This is a genomic window from Olsenella intestinalis, from assembly GCF_023276655.1.
In the GTDB taxonomy this organism is placed as follows: Bacteria; Actinomycetota; Coriobacteriia; order Coriobacteriales; family Atopobiaceae; genus Olsenella_J; species Olsenella_J intestinalis.
On sequence record NZ_JALGRK010000001.1, the window covers coordinates 581,345 to 601,082 of the forward strand.

At 67.5% G+C, this 19,738-nt stretch carries 16 protein-coding genes; 14 read left to right on the forward strand and 2 right to left on the reverse strand.

The features are described from left to right. Positions 1-151 precede the first annotated feature (151 nt). Together nifJ and M5D76_RS02255 are read left to right on the forward strand one after the other, a co-directional pair. On the forward strand, positions 152-3,682 hold the full coding sequence (gene nifJ, locus M5D76_RS02250; RefSeq protein ID WP_248921763.1) for a pyruvate:ferredoxin (flavodoxin) oxidoreductase: 3,531 nt from the start codon (positions 152-154) through the stop codon (positions 3,680-3,682). Between the two features lie 230 nt (positions 3,683-3,912). Continuing rightward, positions 3,913-6,780 (forward strand): leucine-rich repeat protein, encoded by a 2,868-nt coding sequence (locus M5D76_RS02255; RefSeq protein ID WP_248921764.1) that lies wholly within the window; start codon positions 3,913-3,915, stop codon positions 6,778-6,780. A gap of 87 nt (positions 6,781-6,867) precedes the next feature. On the opposite strand, the gene M5D76_RS02260 is transcribed toward M5D76_RS02255, so the two are convergent. Continuing rightward, the gene (locus M5D76_RS02260) at positions 6,868-7,785 is read right to left on the reverse strand and encodes a YitT family protein (protein WP_248921765.1); all 918 of its coding nucleotides are present in this window, start codon (positions 7,783-7,785) and stop codon (positions 6,868-6,870) included. A 252-nt stretch (positions 7,786-8,037) separates the two neighbouring features. Between M5D76_RS02260 and M5D76_RS02265 the strand changes: the two genes are divergently transcribed. The 5 genes from M5D76_RS02265 to M5D76_RS02285 all read left to right on the forward strand — a co-directional run bounded on the left by M5D76_RS02265 (position 8,038) and on the right by M5D76_RS02285 (position 12,578). Beyond that, positions 8,038-8,643 (forward strand): QueT transporter family protein, encoded by a 606-nt coding sequence (locus M5D76_RS02265; protein ID WP_487250682.1) that lies wholly within the window; start codon positions 8,038-8,040, stop codon positions 8,641-8,643. 63 nt (positions 8,644-8,706) lie between these two features. Further along, positions 8,707-9,933 carry a glycosyltransferase gene (locus M5D76_RS02270; protein WP_248921766.1) on the forward strand — a complete coding sequence of 409 codons (1,227 nt, stop codon included), beginning with the start codon at positions 8,707-8,709 and terminating at the stop codon, positions 9,931-9,933. After that, entirely contained in the window at positions 9,930-11,309 is a 1,380-nt protein-coding gene (locus tag M5D76_RS02275) for a sensor histidine kinase (protein WP_248921767.1), read from the forward strand. The genes M5D76_RS02270 and M5D76_RS02275 overlap by 4 nt, the downstream gene beginning before the upstream one ends. A gap of 64 nt (positions 11,310-11,373) precedes the next feature. Continuing rightward, positions 11,374-12,105 carry a LytR/AlgR family response regulator transcription factor gene (locus M5D76_RS02280; protein ID WP_248921768.1) on the forward strand — a complete coding sequence of 244 codons (732 nt, stop codon included), beginning with the start codon at positions 11,374-11,376 and terminating at the stop codon, positions 12,103-12,105. A gap of 8 nt (positions 12,106-12,113) precedes the next feature. Next, on the forward strand, positions 12,114-12,578 hold the full coding sequence (locus M5D76_RS02285) for a metallophosphoesterase family protein (RefSeq protein WP_248921769.1): 465 nt from the start codon (positions 12,114-12,116) through the stop codon (positions 12,576-12,578). 113 nt (positions 12,579-12,691) lie between these two features. Here the strand turns inward: M5D76_RS02285 and trxA are convergent, their stop codons facing one another. Further along, positions 12,692-13,009, reverse strand: a complete 318-nt coding sequence (gene trxA, locus M5D76_RS02290) for a thioredoxin (RefSeq protein WP_248921770.1) — start codon at positions 13,007-13,009, stop codon at positions 12,692-12,694. Positions 13,010-13,133: 124 nt separating this feature from the next. Between trxA and M5D76_RS02295 the strand changes: the two genes are divergently transcribed. The 7 genes from M5D76_RS02295 (at position 13,134) to M5D76_RS02325 (ending at position 19,554) form a co-directional block, all read left to right on the forward strand. Further along, positions 13,134-13,703 carry a hypothetical protein gene (locus M5D76_RS02295; protein ID WP_248921771.1) on the forward strand — a complete coding sequence of 190 codons (570 nt, stop codon included), beginning with the start codon at positions 13,134-13,136 and terminating at the stop codon, positions 13,701-13,703. Between the two features lie 141 nt (positions 13,704-13,844). Next, positions 13,845-15,539, forward strand: a complete 1,695-nt coding sequence (gene pgi / locus M5D76_RS02300) for a glucose-6-phosphate isomerase (RefSeq protein WP_248921772.1) — start codon at positions 13,845-13,847, stop codon at positions 15,537-15,539. A 208-nt stretch (positions 15,540-15,747) separates the two neighbouring features. After that, a complete protein-coding gene (gene rph, locus M5D76_RS02305) occupies positions 15,748-16,485 on the forward strand; it encodes a ribonuclease PH (RefSeq protein WP_248921773.1) in 738 nt (245 codons plus the stop codon). A 40-nt stretch (positions 16,486-16,525) separates the two neighbouring features. Further along, positions 16,526-17,158: an RdgB/HAM1 family non-canonical purine NTP pyrophosphatase gene (gene rdgB / locus M5D76_RS02310; RefSeq protein WP_248921774.1), complete on the forward strand. Its 633-nt coding sequence runs from the start codon at positions 16,526-16,528 to the stop codon at positions 17,156-17,158. 150 nt (positions 17,159-17,308) lie between these two features. Then, positions 17,309-18,043, forward strand: a complete 735-nt coding sequence (nagB, locus tag M5D76_RS02315; protein WP_248921775.1) for a glucosamine-6-phosphate deaminase — start codon at positions 17,309-17,311, stop codon at positions 18,041-18,043. Positions 18,044-18,253: 210 nt separating this feature from the next. Then, positions 18,254-18,553 (forward strand): Veg family protein, encoded by a 300-nt coding sequence (locus tag M5D76_RS02320; protein ID WP_248921776.1) that lies wholly within the window; start codon positions 18,254-18,256, stop codon positions 18,551-18,553. 74 nt (positions 18,554-18,627) lie between these two features. Then, positions 18,628-19,554 (forward strand): 4-(cytidine 5'-diphospho)-2-C-methyl-D-erythritol kinase, encoded by a 927-nt coding sequence (locus M5D76_RS02325; protein ID WP_248921777.1) that lies wholly within the window; start codon positions 18,628-18,630, stop codon positions 19,552-19,554. Positions 19,555-19,738: the final 184 nt, after the last annotated feature.

Genomic DNA, 19,738 nt, shown 5'->3' on the forward strand with positions numbered 1-19,738 from the left:
CTGCCGTATTCTCATCACAAGGTGACCACATTTGAGCGATAATGCACGCGTATGTGTATGCGAGTCCGACCGGCGTCTGCGCATGCCGGACTCAACTGCGTAAACAGCGGGCGCGCGCATGCGTCCGATGGCAATTGCGTTAGGAGAGGATATGGCACGTAAATTCAAGTCAATGGATGGCAACGAGGCCGCCGCGTGGGTCTCGTATGCCTTCACCGAGGTGGCGGGCATCTACCCGATCACCCCGTCGAGCCCCATGGCCGACCATGTCGACCAGTGGGCGGCCAAGGGTCTGAAGAACGTCTTCGGCACCCCGGTCAAGATCGTCGAGATGGAGTCCGAGGCGGGCGCCTCCGGCACCGTCCACGGCTCCCTTGGCGCCGGCGCCCTCACGACCACCTACACGGCGTCGCAGGGCCTGCTCCTCATGATCCCGAACATGTACAAGATCGCGGGCGAGGGCCTGCCGGGCGTCTTCCACGTCTCCGCGCGTACCGTCGCCTCCCACGCGCTCAACATCTTCGGTGACCACTCCGACGTCATGGCCTGCCGCCAGACCGGCTTCGCCATGCTCGCCGAGGGCAACGTGCAGGAGGTCATGGACCTCGCTCCCGTCGCCCACCTCGCGGCCATCGAGGGCAAGGTGCCGTTCCTGAACTTCTTCGACGGCTTCCGCACCTCTCACGAGATCCAGAAGGTCGCCACCTGGGACTTCGCCGACCTCGCCGACATGCTCGACATGGACGCCGTCCAGGCCTTCCGCGACCACGCCCTCAACCCCGAGCACCCGCACGCGCGCGGCGCCCACGAGAACGGCGACATCTTCTTCCAGCACCGCGAGGCCTGCAACAGCCTCTACAACGACCTTCCTGCCGTGGTCCAGTCCTACATGGACAAGATCAACGAGAAGCTCGGCACCAGCTACCACCTCTTCGACTACTACGGCGCCGCTGACGCGGACCGCGTGGTCGTCTGCATGGGCTCCTTCTGCGACACCCTCGAGGAGGTCATCGACTACCTCAACGCCCACGGCGAGAAGGTCGGCCTCGTCAAGGTCCGCCTCTACCGCCCCTGGTCGGTCAAGGACTTCGTCGCCGCCCTGCCCAAGAGCGTGAAGAAGATCGCCGTCCTCGATCGCACCAAGGAGCCCGGCTCCATCGGCGAGCCCCTCTACCAGGACGTCGTCACCGCCCTCTTCGAGGAGGGCATGACCGAGATCCCCGTCGTCGGTGGACGCTACGGCCTCGGCTCCAAGGACGAGCCTCCCGCGGCCGCGTTCTCCGTCTTCGAGGAGCTCAAGAAGGACGAGCCCAAGCGCGAGTTCACCCTGGGCATCGTCGACGACGTCACCAACCTCTCCCTCCCGATGGCCGAGGACGTCCCCAACACGGCGGCCGAGGGCACCATCGAGTGCAAGTTCTGGGGCCTCGGCGGCGACGGCACCGTCGGCGCCAACAAGAACTCGATCAAGATCATCGGCGACCACACCGACAAGTACGTCCAGGCCTACTTCCAGTACGACTCCAAGAAGACCGGCGGCGTCACGATCTCGCACCTGCGCTTCGGTGACTCCCCGATCCGCTCGCCGTACTACGTCACCAAGGCCGACTTCGTCGCCTGCCACAACCCCAGCTACATCATCAAGGGCTTCAAGATGGTCCGCGACGTCAAGCCGGGCGGCTCGTTCCTCGTGAACTGCCAGTGGAGCGACGAGGAGTTCGCCAGGCACATGCCCGCGAACGCCAAGCGCTACATCGCCGAGAACAACGTCAACGTCTACCTCATCGACGCCATCGACCTCGCCGCGAAGGTCGGCATGGGCAAGCGCACCAACACGGTGCTCCAGTCCGCCTTCTTCGCCCTGGCCAAGGTGCTGCCCGCCGAGGAGGCGCTGCAGTACATGAAGGACGCCGCCGAGAAGAGCTACGCCAAGAAGGGCCAGGCTATCGTCGAGGCCAACTGGAAGGCCATCGACGCCGGCGCCACCGCCTTCCACAAGTTCGAGGTTCCCGCCGACTGGGCGAGCGCCACGGACGAGGAGAAGGAGGTCAAGCTCGAGGGTCGCGAGGCCATCGTCAAGCAGGTGAAGGAGCTCCTCACCCCGATCAACAAGATGGATGGCGACTCCCTGCCCGTCTCCGCCTTCATGGCCAACCCCGACGGCCAGTGGGAGCTCGGCGCCTCCGCCTACGAGAAGCGCGGCACCGCGGTCATGGTTCCCCACTGGGACGAGACCAAGTGCATCCAGTGCAACAACTGCGCCTACGTCTGCCCGCACGCCACGATCCGCCCGTTCGCGATGAACGCGGAGGAGGCCGCCGCCGCCCCCGCCAACACGCGCATGGTCGACCTCAAGGTTCCCAAGGACACCGGCTACAAGTTCGGCATCACCGTCAGCCCGCTCGACTGCATGGGCTGCTACAACTGCCTCGCCGTCTGCCCCGTCAACGCGCTCGAGATGGTGCCGCAGGAGCAGGAGCTCGCCGAGCAGGAGGTCTGGGACTACGCCGTCAACAAGGTGAGCGAGAAGAGCGAGCTTGCCAACGACAAGAACGTCAAGGGCTCCCAGTTCCACACGCCGCTGCTCGAGTTCTCCGGCTCCTGCGCCGGCTGCGCCGAGACCGCCTACGCGCGTCTCGTCACCCAGCTCTTCGGTGACCGCATGTTCATCTCGAACGCCACCGGCTGCTCCTCCATCTGGGGCAACCCCGCGGCCACCTCGCCCTACACGGTCAACGCGTGCGGCCACGGCCCCGCGTGGAACAACTCGCTGTTCGAGGACAACGCCGAGCACGGCCTTGGTCTCGCCCTCGGCTACGAGGCCGAGCAGGAGCGCGTCGTCGCCGCGGTCGAGGCGCTGATCGCCAACGGCGCGAGCGACTCGCTCAAGGCTGCCGCCAACGCCTGGCTCGAGGCCCGCACCACGGCCGCCAGCAGGAACGCAGCGGACGCGTTCATCGCCGAGCTCGAGGCTGCCTGCACGCCCGAGGCGAAGGCTCTTCTCGCCGACAAGGCCTTCCTGAGCAAGAAGTCCTTCTGGATCTTCGGCGGCGACGGCTGGGCCTACGACATCGGCTTCGGCGGCCTGGACCACGTGCTTGCCTCCGGCAACAACGTGAACGTCTTCGTCTTCGACACCGAGGTCTACTCCAACACCGGCGGCCAGGCCTCCAAGGCCTCCAACATCGGCCAGGTGGCGCAGTTCGCCGCGGCCGGCAAGGAGACCAAGAAGAAGTCCCTCGCCGAGATCGCGATGAGCTACGGCTACGTCTACGTCGCGCAGGTCGCCATGGGCGCCAACCCCGCGCAGACGCTCAAGGCGATCGCCGAGGCCGAGGCCTACGACGGCCCGTCCCTCATCATCGGCTACAGCCCCTGCGAGATGCACTCCATCAAGAAGGGCGGCATGATGCACTGCCAGGAGGAGATGAAGAAGGCCGTCGAGTGCGGCTACTGGAACCTCTTCCGCTTCAACCCCGCCGCCGACGAGGGCAAGCAGTTCACGCTCGACTCGAAGGAGCCGAAGGGCGGCTACCAGGAGTTCCTGATGAACGAGGCGCGCTACAGCCGCCTCACGAGGGAGTTCCCGGAGCGCGCGGCCGAGCTCTTCGAGCGTAACGAGAAGAACGCCCAGGACCGCTACAAGCACCTCCTCAAGCTCAAGGAGATGTACTCCGCCTAAGCGCGGCCGGCGAGAGCCGAGAGCGAACCTTCGGGGAGGGGCCTTCGGGTCCCTCTCTTTTTGTGTGCGCCTCGTGTGCCGCCTGCGCAAACGTGCCGCTGGCATGCGCCATGCGTCCGCCTGTGCCGGGCGAGAAGAGCACGTGATTGACCCTTATGTGCTCGGGACGATAGCATTTTCAAGACCATGCTGGGAGCACGCTTCGCGTGCCCGAACGATTGGCGAGCCCCATGAGCACTCACGCCGGAGCCACCACGTCCCCCTTCGCCCTCACCCTTCCCACGCGACTCGCCGCCATGGCCGCGGCTCTTCTCGTCACGCTTGTGGTCGTGCTCGCGGGCGCGACGAGCGCGCATGCCGCCGTCGACGGTTGCTACGCGCGCTACGACGAGGACACGCGCACGCTCACGTTCTTCTGGTCCGAGCAGGAGCAGTCGGGGGAGAACGTGTTTGCGGTGCCCGATGTGAGCGCCACCAACAACCTGCCTGCCTGGTCGTCCGTCTTTGGGGGAGACGGCGGCGCCCAGCACGTCGTGTTCGACGAATCCTGCAGGGGCCGGCTTGCTCCCGGCAGCACGGCCGCCTGGTTCTTGGATGGCGTCTCCATCGTCTCGTTCGAGGGGTGGGAGAACCTGGACACGTCGCGCGCGACCGACATGAGCTCCATGTTCAGGCACTGCGACGCCCTCGAGGAGCTTGTCATTCCCGGCTCGTTCTCTACCGCGAGCGTCACCAGGGCGGACTACGTGTTCGCGGACTGCGAGTCGCTGAGGCGACTCGAGCTTCCCGACGGCTTCTCGTTCGAGAACGTGCGCATGCAGCAGTACATGTTCTCCAAGTGCCACTCGCTCGAGCGCCTCGAGCTGCCGGAGTCCTACGGGCTTGCGGCTGCGACGGACCTCAACTGGTATTTTGCCGAGTGCTGGTCGCTCGAGTACCTCAAGCTGCCCTCCTCCTTTACGGCCCCGAGAGCGTCGGTCATGGTCAGGATGTTTGCCAGATGCGACTCGCTGCGGCACGTCGGCTTTGGGGGACTGAGCCTTCCCGCGGGCGCGGCGACGAACCAGATGTTCGACGGCACGAGGAGAATCGACACCATCGAGATGGGCGCGAACTTCTCGCCGAGGATGGCGAGCGACGCGCTTCTGCCCCTGCCGGCGGGGGACTGGACGTACGTGCGAGCAGCCGAGGGGGCCGTGCCCGGCGACTATCCTGTGGGAAGCGTGCTCTCGACGTCGGACCTGCTCTCAAAGTGGAACGGCGAGACGATGGCCGGCACCTGGTCGCGCGAGCACGCGTTCACCGCTGACGCCCCTGCGTCAGACGGGCGAAGGCACGTGTATGATGGCGTGCCCTTCGTGCCCGATCCCACCGTGCGCTCGAAGGCCGGCGAGACGCTCGTGATGGGTCGCGACTTCGAGCTGTCGTGGGTCAAGAGGGGGTTCTTCTCGGACGAGGCTGTGGCGGGAGCCACGGACGTCGGAACGTACATCTGCAGCGTTCGCGGGCTGGGGGAGCTGAGCAATGCCTATGACGAGGGCGCCTGGCCCGCGTTTGTCGTGTCGGTCGAGAAGCGGCCCCTGACGCTGCGCGCCCGTGACCAGAAGCTTCTGAACATGGACGACTTCGCGACCGGGACAGATGCGGTCGTGGCCGAGGGGCTTGCCCCGGGGCACGGGGTCGACCAGGTAACCGTCGCCAGCGAGATGACGTCGGAGGATGCGGGCACGGTGACCGTCTCGGCCGCGCGCGTGGTCGACGCGGCCGGCGCGGACGTCACGGCAAACTACGCGATCTCCTACGTGCCCGGCACGCTTTCGGTCGTCGACCACTATGATGTGACCTTCGGCGAGGGAGACGGCAGCGCCGTGCTGCCGACCGACGCGACCGGCCAGATCGAGCTGCCGCGCACGACCGGAATCGCTCCTCCCAGCACGAGCCATGCGCTCGTGGGATGGGTCGAGCCGGACGGATCGATTCATGCGGCGGGCGAGCGGATCCAGCTCTCGGGCGACGAGACGCTGTCTCCCGCCTGGGGCGAATTCGTGCTCGACGACGAGCCGGCTGCCTGGGGCGGCGCACGCCTCTCGAGCGCGGCACCCGCCTCGCTGGTACGTGCGACTGACATGTTCTCCGCAGACGAGCTTCGTGCCATGGCCGCCGGAACTCCCGCGACGGTCTCCCTCGCGGCATACCCGACGACGGCCGACGACGCCCTGGCCGCACAGCTGCTCGAGCCCGTGGGCGAGGGGTGGACCCTCGGCGCGGCCGTCGAGTTCGACCTGACCGTGCAGGTGGGCGAGGGCATGGCACGCGCCGTCGACGAGACGCTGACGCCCGTCACGATCTCAGCAACGTTGGGAGAAGAGCTTGCGGCCGAGGGCCGCAGCTTCGCCGTGACGAGCGTGCACGGCGGCGAGCCGCGCCTGGTCGAGAGCACCGTCGCCGGCTCGACGCTGACCTTCTCGACGAGCGAGTTCTCCCCCTACGGCATCGCCTGGCGCGACGCAGACCCGGCCCCGGACCCCGACCCTGACCCCGATCCGGACCCAGACCCCGACCCTGACCCCGATCCGGACCCAGACCCCGACCCGAACCCCGATTCGGCGCCCGACCCGGACCCGGGCACTGACCCCACGCCGCCCCCGGCCCCCAAGCCAACCCCGGCGCCGACGCCCGCGCCCGTCTCCACGGCTCGGATGTACCGCTTGTACAACCCCTATTCGGGCGAGCACTTCTATACGGCGTCGCCCGCCGAGCGCGACATGCTCTCCGGCATTGGCTGGAACTACGAGGGCGTGGGCTGGAAGGCACCCACGAAGTCGAACACCCCGGTCTATCGCCTCTACAATCCTTACGCCGGCGACCACCACTACACGACGTCGGCCGGCGAGCGCGACGCGCTCTCGGCGGTCGGCTGGTCCTTCGAGGGCGTGGGCTGGTATTCGGACGACGCGCGCGGCGTGCCGCTCTGGCGCCAGTACAACCCCTACGCAACGGTGGGCACCCACAACTACACGTCGAGCAAGGGCGAGAACGACGCGCTCGTCTCGGTGGGCTGGCGCGCTGAGGGCATCGGCTGGTACGGCGTGGCGTAGGAAGAGGCCAGTGGCGCCGATATGGGTGACGCCGTGGGGTAAGGCGCAGGCTCTTCTCGGCTGCGTTATGTGCGGGAGGGGTGTGCGCTAGACGCCGCGGAAGCCGCGGCCGACGATCTCGGAGCTGCTCACGATCGTGATGAAGGCGTTGGGGTCGTTCTCGCGCAGGAAGACGCGGAGCTTGCGGGCCTCGTTGCGCGACAGGACGCTGACGAGGACCGTCTCGCGCCGGCCGGTGAAGCCGCCGCGCTCCTCGCGGATGGTGGCGGTGCGGTGCAGGTCCTTCACGAGGTACTCGAGGACCATCTCGGGGTCCTCGCTGATGACGGTGCAGACCTTGCGCTGGTTGACGCTCTCGATCACGATGTCGACGATGAACGACTTTCCGACGAGGCCGAGCACGCAGTAGAGGCCCGTTCGCGGCCCGAAGAGCACGAAGGTGGCGCCCACGATCGAGGCGTCCACGACGAGGAGGGCCTTGCCGATCTCGAGGGGGCTGTACTTGCGCAGGATCATCGCGAGGATGTCGGTGCCGCCGGTCGAGGCGCCGATGTTGAAGACGAGGGCGCTGCCGATGGCGGGCAGGAGCACGGCGAAGGCGAGCTCGAGCAGGGTGTCGTTGGTCATGGGCGCCGAGAGGGGGATGAGCCACTCGAGGACCATGGTGTAGGCCGACAGCGCCAGCGACGAGTAGACGGTCCAGCCCATGGTCTTCTTGTCGAGGAAGACGAGGCCGAGCACGACGAGCAGGCCGTTGATGATCCACATGAAGGTGCTCACCGGGTAGGTGGGGAAGAGCGACGAGAGGATGATTGAGAGGCCCGAGGTGCCGCCCATGGCGAAGTGGTTGGGCGACTTGAAGACGACGATGCCGAGGGCGCTCAGGATGAGGCCCGCGTTGAGCACCACGAAGAAGCGGCGCCTGGAGGGCGTCTCGCGGCGGCGCGCGATGCGCTGCGCCTCCTCTATCTCGCTGTCGGTCAGCTTCTCCTCGAGCGTGGGCATGGGCTTCCTTCCTGATGCGGCCGGCTTGTCCGGCGCGCGGCGGCTTTGACGACCGTATTTGTACCACGCGCGAGGGCCCGTGCGCGCGAGATGGGAGAGCTCATGGGAAATCGACGGTGGGGGTCGCGTGGCGGCGGGGGCGAGATGCGTCGCTCTTCTCCACAAATCGCTGCAACGGGGTAGAATGGCAACGTTGATTTATAGGAAGCACGTCGTCTCATGCGTCTGCACTACCCTCACCGGAGGTCTTTCGTGAGCAAGGGCACCACCTCTTCTGCAAGCAAGTCCGCGCTCGGCGCCCGTCGCGTCGCGCGCATCGCCATGATCGCCGCGCTGTATGCGGCGCTGTCGCTGGTGGCGATGCTGTTCTTGGGCGGGCTCGCCTGGGGACCGGTCCAGTTCAGGATCTCGGAGGCCGTGACCGTGCTGGCGCTGTTCACCTCTGACGCGATCCCCGGTCTGACGCTGGGGTGCGTGATCGCCAACGTCGCCAACATCGCGCTGTCGGGCACGGGCACGCTCGGCCTGCTGGACGTCTGCTTCGGCTCGCTCGCGACCCTGCTGGGCGCGCTCTTCTCGTGGCGCTTCCGCGACAGGCCCGCGCTCGCGGTGCTGGGCCCCGTGATCTCCAACGCGCTGATCGTGCCCGCGTACCTGCCGCTCATGCTCCAGGGCATGGGCTTCTACACCATCCCCTTCACGTCGATCTCGCTCGACGGGGCCTACCTGCCCATGTTCCTGTTCGGCCTGGTGGCCACGGGGCTGGGCGAGGCCGTCGTCATGTACGTGCTGGGGTTGCCGCTCTACCATGCGCTCAAGGGCGCGTCGCTCGAGGAGCGGCTGTCCGACGAAGTATAGCCCCCGGGCCGAGGCGGCCTGCCGGCGCCTTGGCCCCATGCGTGAACGAGAGGTCCTGCCAAGGTGAACCCCGTAATCGTCATCCCCTCATATTGGGCCAAGACCGATGCGCCCATGAGCTCCGGCGAGACCGGCGTCTACGACCACGTGACGCCGATCACCAAGCCGGTGCCCGAGCTGGAGACCTGCCTTGGATCGCTCGAGAAGGTCCGCGGGGTGCTGCGCGTGGTGGTGCTTCTGGTCGCGGAGCCCGGCTGCGAGGAGTCCGCGCGCTCGCGCGTCGACGGGATCTGCCGCATGCACTCGAGCCTCAACCCGGTGGTGATCGGCACCTACGAGGCCGGCCTCGTGCGCGACGTGGTCGAGCGGGCGGCGCCGCGCCTCGACGCCGACGCGATCTCGCTGCGCGGCTACGGCGCCATCAGGAACATGGGGCTTGCCGTGGCGGCCGTGCTCGGGCACGACGTGGTCGTGTTTCTCGACGACGACGAGGTGGTCCTCGACGACGAGTTCCTCGTGAACGCGGCCTACGGGCTGGGCTCGGTCACGCGCCAGGGCCTGCCCATCGCGTGCAAGAGCGGCGTGTACCTGAACGCTCAGGACAGCCCCTACGCCAACGTGAAGAGGGCCAAGTGGTCGGAGCGCTATTGGTCGAAGCGCATCGAGTTCAACCAGTGGATGCACCGGGCGCTCTCGGGCACGCGCGTGTCGCGCTCGAACATCCTGTGCGGCGGCTGCTTCGTGGTTGCCGCGGACGCCTACTCCAAGGTGCCATTCGACCCCACCATCAGCAGGGGAGAGGACCTCGACTACCTGCTGAACCTGCGCATGAGCGGCTACGACGTCTGGTTCGACAACGCCTGGCGCGTGCGGCACCTGCCGCCCGACACGCCGAGCCGCGCGGACCGCTTCCTGCAGAACGTCTACCGCTGGAGCTACGAGATCGAGAAGATCAGGTGCGCCAACGCCCGCGTGGGCCTGCGCAAGATCTCGGCCGACTCGCTGCTTCCGTACCCCGCGCCCTGGCTCACCGACGAGGCGTACCGCCGCATCGCCCACACCGCGCTGCGCCGCGCCATCGTCGGTCCCGAGCGATCCACGTACCTGAGGATTCTCTTCTCGGAGCGCCGCCGCGCCCGCACCTGGGCCGCCAGCGTCTCGTCGAGCTACTTCGCGTTTCTCACCCACTGGCCGCGCGTCATGTCGACCCTGTGGGACAACCGCCTGCTGGCGCAGAGGGTGCTGCTCACGGGGGTGCCGCGCCGCATCGAGGAAGTGAGGTCCAAGTGAGTCGTAAGTCCCCGGCGTTTCCCGGGTCGGCTGTGCACGTGTTTCTCGCCGTGGCGACCGTCCTTCTGCTCGCGCTCCTCTCGTGGGGCCTGATCTCGAGCAACCTCGTCGCCGCGGTGCTCGCCGGCGCGGGCCTCGCGATCGACATCGTCATCGCGGGGTCGAGCCTGCTGATCCCCGACGACCTGCGCTCGCAGGCGACCGAGCGGACCCTGCGCGTCGCGTCGGGCACGCTCTCGCACATGGTCGACGGTCTCACGCCCGAGAGCTGCGCCTCGGTCTGCCAGCTGCTGTTGCCCGAGACCACGGCCTCGGCGGTCGCGATGACCAACGTGACCGAGACCCTCGCGTTCGTGGGGACCGACGTCTCGACCCCGAGCGCGGGTGCGCCCATCTCGGCGCCCACCCGCGAGGTCATCGCGAGCGGCCGCATGCAGACGTTCAACACCCTCGACAAGGACGAGCTCTCGATCCAGGCCAACGACCGCGACGATGTGGCGGACCTCGAGGACGAGACCGAGCGCCTCTATCCCATCGGCGTGATCGTCCCGCTGCGCGTCTCCGACCGCACGGTCGGCACGATCAAGTTCTACTACCGCCACGGCCACGAGGTCGACCGCACGCAGCTCACGATCGCGCGCGGCTTTGCCGAGCTCGTCTCGACGCAGCTGTCCGTCTACGAGCTCGACCGCCAGGCCGAGCTGACGGCGCGTGCCGAGGTCAAGGCCCTGCAGGCGCAGATCAACCCGCACTTCCTCTTCAACACGCTCAACACCATAGCGGCGCTCACGCGCACCGACCCGGCCCGCGCCCGCGACGTCCTGAGGGAGTTCTCCTCCTTCTACCGTCGCACGCTCGAGAGCAGCAGCCAGACGCTCATCCCGCTCTCCGAGGAGCTCGAGCAGACCAGGCGCTACCTCGCGATCGAGAAGGCGCGCTTCGGAGAAGAGCGCATCGTCGAGACCGAGACCCTCGAGCCGGGGTGCGCCGACGTCATGGTTCCCGGCTTCATCGTGCAGCCCATTGTCGAGAACGCCGTGCGCCACGCCATGCGTGACGAGGGCCCGTTGCACATTGACGTCCAGGCGGTCTTCGACGGAGGCGACGTCCTTCTCGCCGTCGTCGACGACGGCAACGGCATGGACGAGTCGGTCGCCGAGCGCCTGCTCGACGGCTCGTCGCAGAGCGCCTCGGGCGCCGCGAAGGGCACGGGCATCGCCCTGCGCAACGTCGCCGAGCGCATCGAGCGCTTCTACGGCGTCGGCTCGGGCGTCGAGATCATGAGCAAGGTGGGGGAGGGTACGAGCGTCACGCTGCGCCTCGTGGGCGCGGCGCCGTCCGACTTGGAGGACGAGTTAGACGTGACCCTCCGCTAAAGGTAATATAGCTATCGTCGAATCTGTCCCCGATCGTTAGGGCATCGGAAGGCTGGTGATCCACGTGAACGCACTCATCGTCGATGATGAAGCCCCTGCACGCTCCGAGCTGAGGTTCCTGCTCGAGGAGACCGGACGTGTCGAGAACATTGCCGAGGCATCGAACGCTCGCGGTGCCGTCGAGGCGCTGCTGAGGAGCAAGGAGGGGACCGAGGCTCGCACCGACGTCATCTTCTTGGACATCTCGATGCCCAAGACGTCTGGCATGGAGCTCGCCGACGCGCTCCACAAGCTCAAGCACCCGCCCGCGGTCGTCTTCGTGACCGCCTACAGCGAGTACGCCCTCGAGGCGTTCAGCGTCGACGCCGTCGACTACCTGATGAAGCCCGTCGAGACCGAGCGCCTGAAGCAGGCCCTCGACAAGGTGGAGGCTCGTCTCGCCCCCAGCGCGCAGCGCAACACCGTGGAGCGCATCCCGGTGGAGAAGGGCGGCCGCAAGGTCTTCGTCGACGTGGACAAGATCCGCTACATCGAGGCCAAGGACGACTACTCCTGCATCTACACCGACCAGGACCGCTACCTGTCGACCATCTCGCTGGCCAAGCTCGAGGCCAAGCTCACGCCGCACGGCTTCTTCCGCGTGCACCGCGGCTACATCGTGAACCTCGACCACGTCGAGGACGTCGAGGTTATCTCGAGCGGCATCCTCCAGCTCGGCCTCAAGGGCATCGAGGGCAAGAAGATCCCCGTGTCCCGCCGCCGCGTCGTCTCGCTCAAGCGAGCCCTCGGCCTCTAAGTACGTTCATGCGCTACGACATCATCTCTGACACGCACGGCCACCTCTCGCCCGAGCTCCTTCGGGCGCTCGAGGGGGCCGATTTCATTGTCCACGCGGGCGACATCTGCTCGGGATCGGACTGGCGCACCCTCTGCGGACTTGCCGACGAGGTCCACGCCTGCCTGGGCAACAACGACTTCGCCAACTCCTACGGGCCATTCGTGACGAAGCTCTCGCGCTTCTACTCCGAGGGGCTCAGGTGGGAGATCTGCCACTACCGCGAGCGGCTCGACCTCGAGACCTGCGAGGTCGCGATCTGCGGCCACACGCACCGGCCCTTCGTCGAGCGCGACCGCCGCACGGGCGTGCTCGTGATGAACCCCGGCAGCCCGACCTTCCCGCGCAGCAGCGACGGCCCCACCATGGGCCGCATCATGGTCGAGGACAACAAGATCGTCTCGGCCAGGATCATCCGCCTCGACGAGGAGTAGGCGGCGACCCGAGCGTCTGGCGGCAAAGGCTGGGCTCTTCTCGCACGCGCAAGAAAAAGGCTGGGACCGCATGGCCCCAGCCATTCTTTGCGCGTTGTGTGCCTGGGTGGGCGCTAGGCGTTCGCCTCGAGCTCGGCCACGATCTCGGCCTTGGGCATGTTGCCGACCATCGTGTGGACGGGCTTGCCGCCCTTGAAGAGCATCATCGTCGGGATGGAGACGATCTGGAACCGCTGCGCCAGCTCGGCCTCGTCGTCGACGTTGCACTTGTAGAGGACGACCTTCTCGGAGAGCTCCTCCGCGACCTGCTCGATCACGGGGCCAAGCGCGCGGCACGGGCCGCACCAGGAGGCCCAGAAGTCAACGAGGACGGCCTTGTCGCTGTTGTTGATGATGTCGTCGAAGTTCGCCGCGGTGATTGCCTCTGCCATGGCTGCTTCCTTTCGTCTGGACGCAATGCGCCCGGCTTTTCCGTTGTGTCGCTTATACCCACTTGGGACGTCTCCTCGCGCTAGAATCATCGTGCACGACAAATTCACAGCGCGGGAGGTTCACATGGCAGACGGGATGGGCGCGGACGGCTTCGGCATGACGCAGCCGAGGACCCAGGCCTATGTCGAGAAGAGCAAGGCCGAGCTCGAGGACCTTGCCAGGGACGGCCTCACCATGGCCGGCAACGCCTTCTCGCCCGTGCTGTTCCTCAAGGCGCAGGCGCCGGCCGGCGACGAGGGGCTGCTCGCCGGCACGGACGGCGACGCCCTGCGCGCGTCGCTTCGGGCCCTGGGCTACCAGCCGCAGGACTGGGTCGCGCTCTCGACGGTCGTGGACGGGGGAGGGGCCATCGCCCCGGCGCTGCTCCGCCGTGCGATCTGCGCACTCGACCCGCAGACCGTGATCGCCTGCGACGAGCCCTCTGCGCAGGCGCTGCGCGAGACGTACGTCGAGGAGCTCACCGAGGTGCGCGACCTGAGCGAGGCCATGCTCGACGAGGGCGTGGTCGCGGTCGTGCTCGGCATGCGCTTCCTCAACCTGGGCGACTTCGCCGCCGCGCTGGCCGACCCCAAGCAGAAGCAGGTCATGTGGGCCCGCCTCAAGCAGGTCCCGCCCCAGGGCGAGCCGTACTAGGACATCCGCCCTGCTGTTTTGCGAGCGGTATCCATCAAGGGCGCATGTCGCGGTAAAATGTCCAACGGACTGTTTTGGCTCCGGTTGACTCGCGACCGGACACGTTGCGCCGGGCTGGCCGGCGCGTGCAGGAGGAGAAGCATGGCAGACGTCACCGCACCGATTGACGCGACCCAGACCCCTGAGTGGCGCGCACTGCAGGACCACTTTGACCGCATCAAGAGCTCGGGCGTCGGGCTCAAGTCGTGGTTCGCGAACGACCCGCAGCGCGTCAAGAAGCTCTCGTTCGACACGTCCGACCTCCACTTCGACCTCTCGAAGAACCTGGTGAACGACGAGACCATCAAGCTGCTCGTCGCCCTCGGCAAGGCCGTCGGCCTCGAGGCCAGGCGCGACCAGATGTTCTCCGGCGTCCACATCAACACCACCGAGGACCGCGCCGTCCTTCACACCGCGCTGCGCCGCCCCGCCTCCGAGGCCGGCTCGCTCATCGTCGACGGCCAGGACGCCGTCGCCGACGTGCACGAGGTGCTCGACCGCATGTACGCCTTCGCCGAGCAGGTTCGCTCCGGCTCCTGGACCGGCGTGACCGGCAAGAAGATCACCGACGTCGTCTCCATCGGCATCGGCGGCTCCGACCTCGGCCCGGTCATGGTGTACGAGGCCCTCAAGCCCTACGCCGACGCCGGCATCTCCGTGCGCTACGTCTCCAACATCGACCCCAACGACATGGCCGAGAAGGTCCGCGGCCTCGACCCCGAGACCACCCTCATGGTCGTCGTCTCCAAGACCTTCACCACGCTCGAGACCATGACCAACGCGCGCGAGGCCAAGACCTGGCTGCTCGACTCCCTCAAGGCCCAGGGCGCCATCGACGGCTCCGATGCCTCCGTCGCCGACGCGATCAAGAAGCACTTCGTCGCCGTCTCCACCAACCTCGAGCTCGTCTCCGAGTTCGGCATCGACCCCGACAACGCCTTCGGCTTCTGGAGCTGGGTCGGCGGCCGCTACTCCGTCGACGCCGCGGTCGGCCTGTCGCTGATCATCGCCTTCGGCCCCCAGATGTTCAAGGACTTCCTCGCCGGCTTCCACGAGATGGACCGACTCTTCTGCGAGCAGCCGCTCGAGCAGAACGTCGTCGCCCTCATGGGCCTCATCAACGTCTGGTACGTCAACTTCCACAAGGCCGAGAGCCACGCCGTCCTCCCGTACGACCAGTACCTGCACCGCTTCCCGGCCTACCTGCAGCAGCTGACCATGGAGTCCAACGGCAAGTCGACCCGCTGGGACGGCACGCCGGTCACCTCCGAGACGGGCGAGATCTTCTGGGGCGAGGCCGGCACCAACGGCCAGCACGCCTTCTACCAGCTCATCCATCAGGGCACGCGCATGATCCCTGCCGACTTTATCGCGTTCGCCAACACGCCCAACCCCACCAAGGACGGCGAGCAGGACGTCCACGAGCTCTTCCTCGGCAATTTCCTCGCGCAGACCAAGGCCCTCGCGTTCGGCAAGACCGCCGAGGAGGTCCGCGCCGAGGGCACGCCCGAGTGGATGGTCCCCGCCCGCGTCTTCGAGGGCAACCGCCCGACCACCTCGATCTTCGGCAACGAGCTCAACGCCCACGCGCTCGGCGAGCTCATCGCCCTCTACGAGCACATCACCTTCGTCGAGGGCACGGTCTGGGGCCTCGACTCCTACGACCAGTGGGGCGTCGAGCTCGGCAAGCAGCTCGCCAAGCAGATCACGCCCGCCTTCCACGACGACGAGGCCCTCGCCGGGCAGGACGCCTCCACCAAGGCGCTCATCGCCTACTACCGCGAGCACCGCAAGTAGCCGAGAAGAGCCTGGGGCCAGGCCCCGCGCCCAACCAAGGCGAACCAGCAATCCCGAGCCGTCTGCCGCGTGGCAGGCGGCTCTTCTCGTACTGTTGGTTTTACGCACGCGCGGACGCGTCCTCGGCGCGTGCGCCGCATGCGACTACCATGCCAGTAGAAGAAAGATGCAAGCGAGGCGCCCGCCGGCGCCGACAATCGGAGGTCCGATGGCTGACAAGATCGCCCCCGCGCGCTCGTTCGACCGCGCCAACAACGAGATGCGCCCCGTCAAGCTCACCCGCGACGTCATGATGAACGCCGACGGCTCCTGCATGGCCGAGTTCGGCAACACCCGCGTCCTGTGCACGGCCAGCGTGGAGGAGGGCGTGCCCGCCTGGCGCAAGGGCAGCCGCTCCGGCTGGGTGACCGCCGAGTACGCGATGCTCCCCGCGTCCACCAACCGCCGCACCAAGCGCGAGATCGGCAAGCGCAAGGGCCGCTCCATGGAGATCGAGCGCCTCATCGGCCGGAGCCTGCGCGCCGTGTGCGACCTCAACAAGCTCGGCGAGTACACCATCACCTGCGACTGCGACGTGATCCAGGCCGACGGCGGCACCCGCACCGCTTCGATCACCGGCGCCTGGGTCGCCCTGCACGACGCCCTCGACTCGATGCTCGAGCGTGATCTCATCAAGCGACACCCGCTCACCGGCCAGGTCGCGGCCATCTCGATGGGCCTCGTCAACGACGAGCTCCTGCTCGACCTCGACTACCCCGAGGACAGCCACGCCCAGGTCGACCTCAACCTCGTCGGCACCGAGGCCGGCGGCATCGTCGAGGTCCAGGGCACCGGCGAGCGCTCCACGATCGACCGCGCCCAGCTGAACGACCTGCTCGACATGGGGCAGGCCGCCATCGCCCGCCTCTGCGACCTGCAGAACCAGGTGACCGCCTTCCGCGACTAGCCTCGCGCCCGCCCACGCCAACCCCGACCAAAGGAGCCCCATGGCCATCGACATCAACACCCTCGACCCCGCGCGCACCATCGTGGTCGCGACCGGCAACGCCCACAAGCTCTCCGAGATCGAGGCGATCCTCTCGAAGAGCCTCTCCGACGTGCGCTTCGTCGCCCTCGGCGAGCTCGGCGACTTCGACGACCCCGTCGAGGACGGCGAGACCTTCTTCGACAACGCCCTCATCAAGGCACGCGCCGCGCTGGACGAGACGGGCCTCGCCCTCGCCGTCGCGGACGACTCGGGCCTCGTGGTCGACGCCCTCGACGGCGCACCCGGGATCTTCTCGGCGCGCTATGCCGGCGAGCACGGCAACGACGACGCCAACAACGACAAGCTCCTGCACGAGCTCGCCGACGTGGCCGAGCCCGAGCGCAGCGCCCGCTTCCACTCCACCGTCGTGCTCGTCGAGCGCGACGAGGACGGAGAGGGCGTGCTTCGCGGCGACGGCGACTGCGAGGGGCGCATCGGCTTCGAGCGGCGCGGCGACAACGGCTTCGGCTACGACCCGCTGTTCCTTCCCGACGACACGCCCGGCAAGACCATGGCCGAGCTCACGCCCGACGAGAAGAACTCGATCTCCCACCGCTTCCACGCCCTCGAGGACCTGCGCTCCAAGCTCTAGCCAAGGGTCCGCGGCCGCTGCTGTAGGGATAGCGTGACCTCGGCCGACGGTCGTTGCCCCCTATGGCCCAGGCGCTACCATGTGGGGCAAACAGACAAGGAGATCCTTCGCCGCCTGGCGTAGGTCCGACCCGACACAAGGGAGGAAGCTATGCGCATCATTCGCACCACCGACTACGACGACATGAGCCGCAAGGCCGCCAACATCATCTCCGCCCAGGTCATCCTCAAGCCCGACAGTGTGCTTGGCCTGGCCACCGGCACCACGCCGCTCGCCGCCTACAAGCAGCTCATTCGCTGGTGCGATCGCGGCGACGTCGACTTCAGCGAGGTCAGCACCTACAACCTCGACGAGTACCGCGGGCTCACGCACGACGACCCGCAGAGCTACCACTACTTCATGCGCAAGAACTTCTTCGACCACATCAACATCGACCTCTCGCGCACGCACGTGCCCGACGGCTCCAACCCCGACGCCGATGCCGCCTGCGCCGACTACGACAAGCTCGTGCATGACGCCGGCTACCCCGACCTGCAGCTCCTCGGCATCGGCAACAACGGTCACATCGGCTTCAACGAGCCCGACAAGTACTTCTCCAAGGGCACGCACTGCGTCGACCTCACCGAGAGCACCATCAAGGCCAACTCCCGCCTCTTCGACCGCGAGGAGGACGTGCCGCGCCAGGCCTACACCATGGGCGTGCAGACCATCATGTACGCGCGCATGATCCTCGTGATCGCGAGCGGCGAGGCCAAGGCCGAGGCCGTCCGCCGCATGTGCTTCGGCCCCGTCGACCCCGAGTGCCCCGCCTCGATCCTGCAGCTGCACACCAACTGCGTCGTGATCGCCGACGAGGCCGCACTCTCCCAGTGCCCCGAGGCCTAACGAATCACGCTCGATAAGCTGGCCGGGGCCGCAGGCGACTGTCTGCGGCCCCGCTTTCGTATGCGGCCCCTGGCCTGCCTGTGCACGCGCGCCTGCCCCTGTATAAGGAGTTTTCCGTGAAATCGCGGCGTGTCGCATATAATGGAAAATTGCATGGCATGTGGCTGAGCGGTTTCCATGCGCCCTCGGCCAATTACTCCGGAGGTACAGATGGAGATTGAGGTTCCGCCCGCAAACAGGGTAGACCAGATTCACGACGAGCTCGGTGCCCTCAAGGGCAGCCGCATCAAGGTGCGCGCCAACATGGGCCGCTCCCGCATCATCGAGCGCACGGGCACCCTCATGGGCGCCTATCCCACCCTGTTCGTCGTCGAGGTTGAGGAGCGCCGCGGCCGCAAGGCTCGCCAGTCCTACCAGTACGTCGATGTCCTCACGAGCACCGTCGAGATCTACGACCCCGAGACGGGCGAGCGCATTCTCGACTTCAGCACCGAGGAGGAGCAGCAGTAGGCTGCCAGGGTTGAGGCGGCCGGTCGCGTGGCGCATGCGCGAACGCCGGCGGGCCGCTTCCTCGCAAGGATCTCATGTCTGACGTTCGCATTCCAAACCCCATGACGCTCAGGGCGCCGATCAAGGTCAACCTTCACCTCGGGATCCATCCCGGGCGTGATGGCCGCGGCTACCACCGGGCCGATTCCGTCATGGCCGCACTCGACCTCGGCGACGTCGTCCGCGTGGGCGACCTGCCCGCCACCGTCGACCTGCCGGCCGAGGCGGAGGGCGTCCAGCTGCGCATGAGCGAGGACGTCGGCATCCCCTTCCGCAAGAACACCGCCTGGCTCGCCGCCTCGCGCCTGCGCACCGCGCTGCGTCGCGAGGACCGCGTCGTCGTCTCTGTCGAGAAGGGCGTGCTTCCTCAGAGCGGCCTCGGCGGGTCGTCGTCCGATGCGGCCTCCGTGCTCATCGCACTCTCGCGCCGCTGGGGCATCGACCCCACCAGTGAGCTCGTGGTCTCCGTCGCGCGCTCCGTCGGCGCCGACGTCCCGTTCTTCCTCGACCCGACCCCGTCCTACCTGTCCGGTGCGGGCGACGTCCTGAGCGAGTCCTTCCCCGAGCTGGGCGATGTGCCCGTCGTGCTCGTGCGTCCCGACGACGGCGTCTCGACCGCCACGGCGTACGCGACCTTCGACGAGGCTCCCACGGCCCCGCCCTCGCCTGACGCGATGTGCGCCGCTCTGCGCGCCCGCGACGTCGAGGCCGTCGCCGCCAATCTCTACAACAATCTCGGTCCCGTGGCCTGCCGTCTCGTTCCCGACGACGAGAAGATCATGGCCTGGCTCGCCTCCTCCTCGGGGGTGCTCGGCGCCCAGGTCTGCGGCTCGGGCAGCTGCGTCTTCGCCCTGTGCGACTCCGCGTCGACGGCCAGCGGGCTTGCCCTTGCCGCCAAGGACCGCGGCTGGTGGTCCGCCGCCACGCGCACGGTCGGCGCCTCCGCTCACGACCTCGCGTAGGCCGGCACGTCCTCGAGCCGTCCCTCGGCTCGGCCCTCGGGCCGCGCCTCGGCCGCCCCACATCACATCCCTCACTTTTCTCCCTCCCCGCGGAAATCTCCTGACGCGTGCGCGCGCCGCTCCGCGCTACCATGGTTGCTGTTTGAGCACGAGCCGCCCGGCCACCCGGGCAGACGAAAGGACG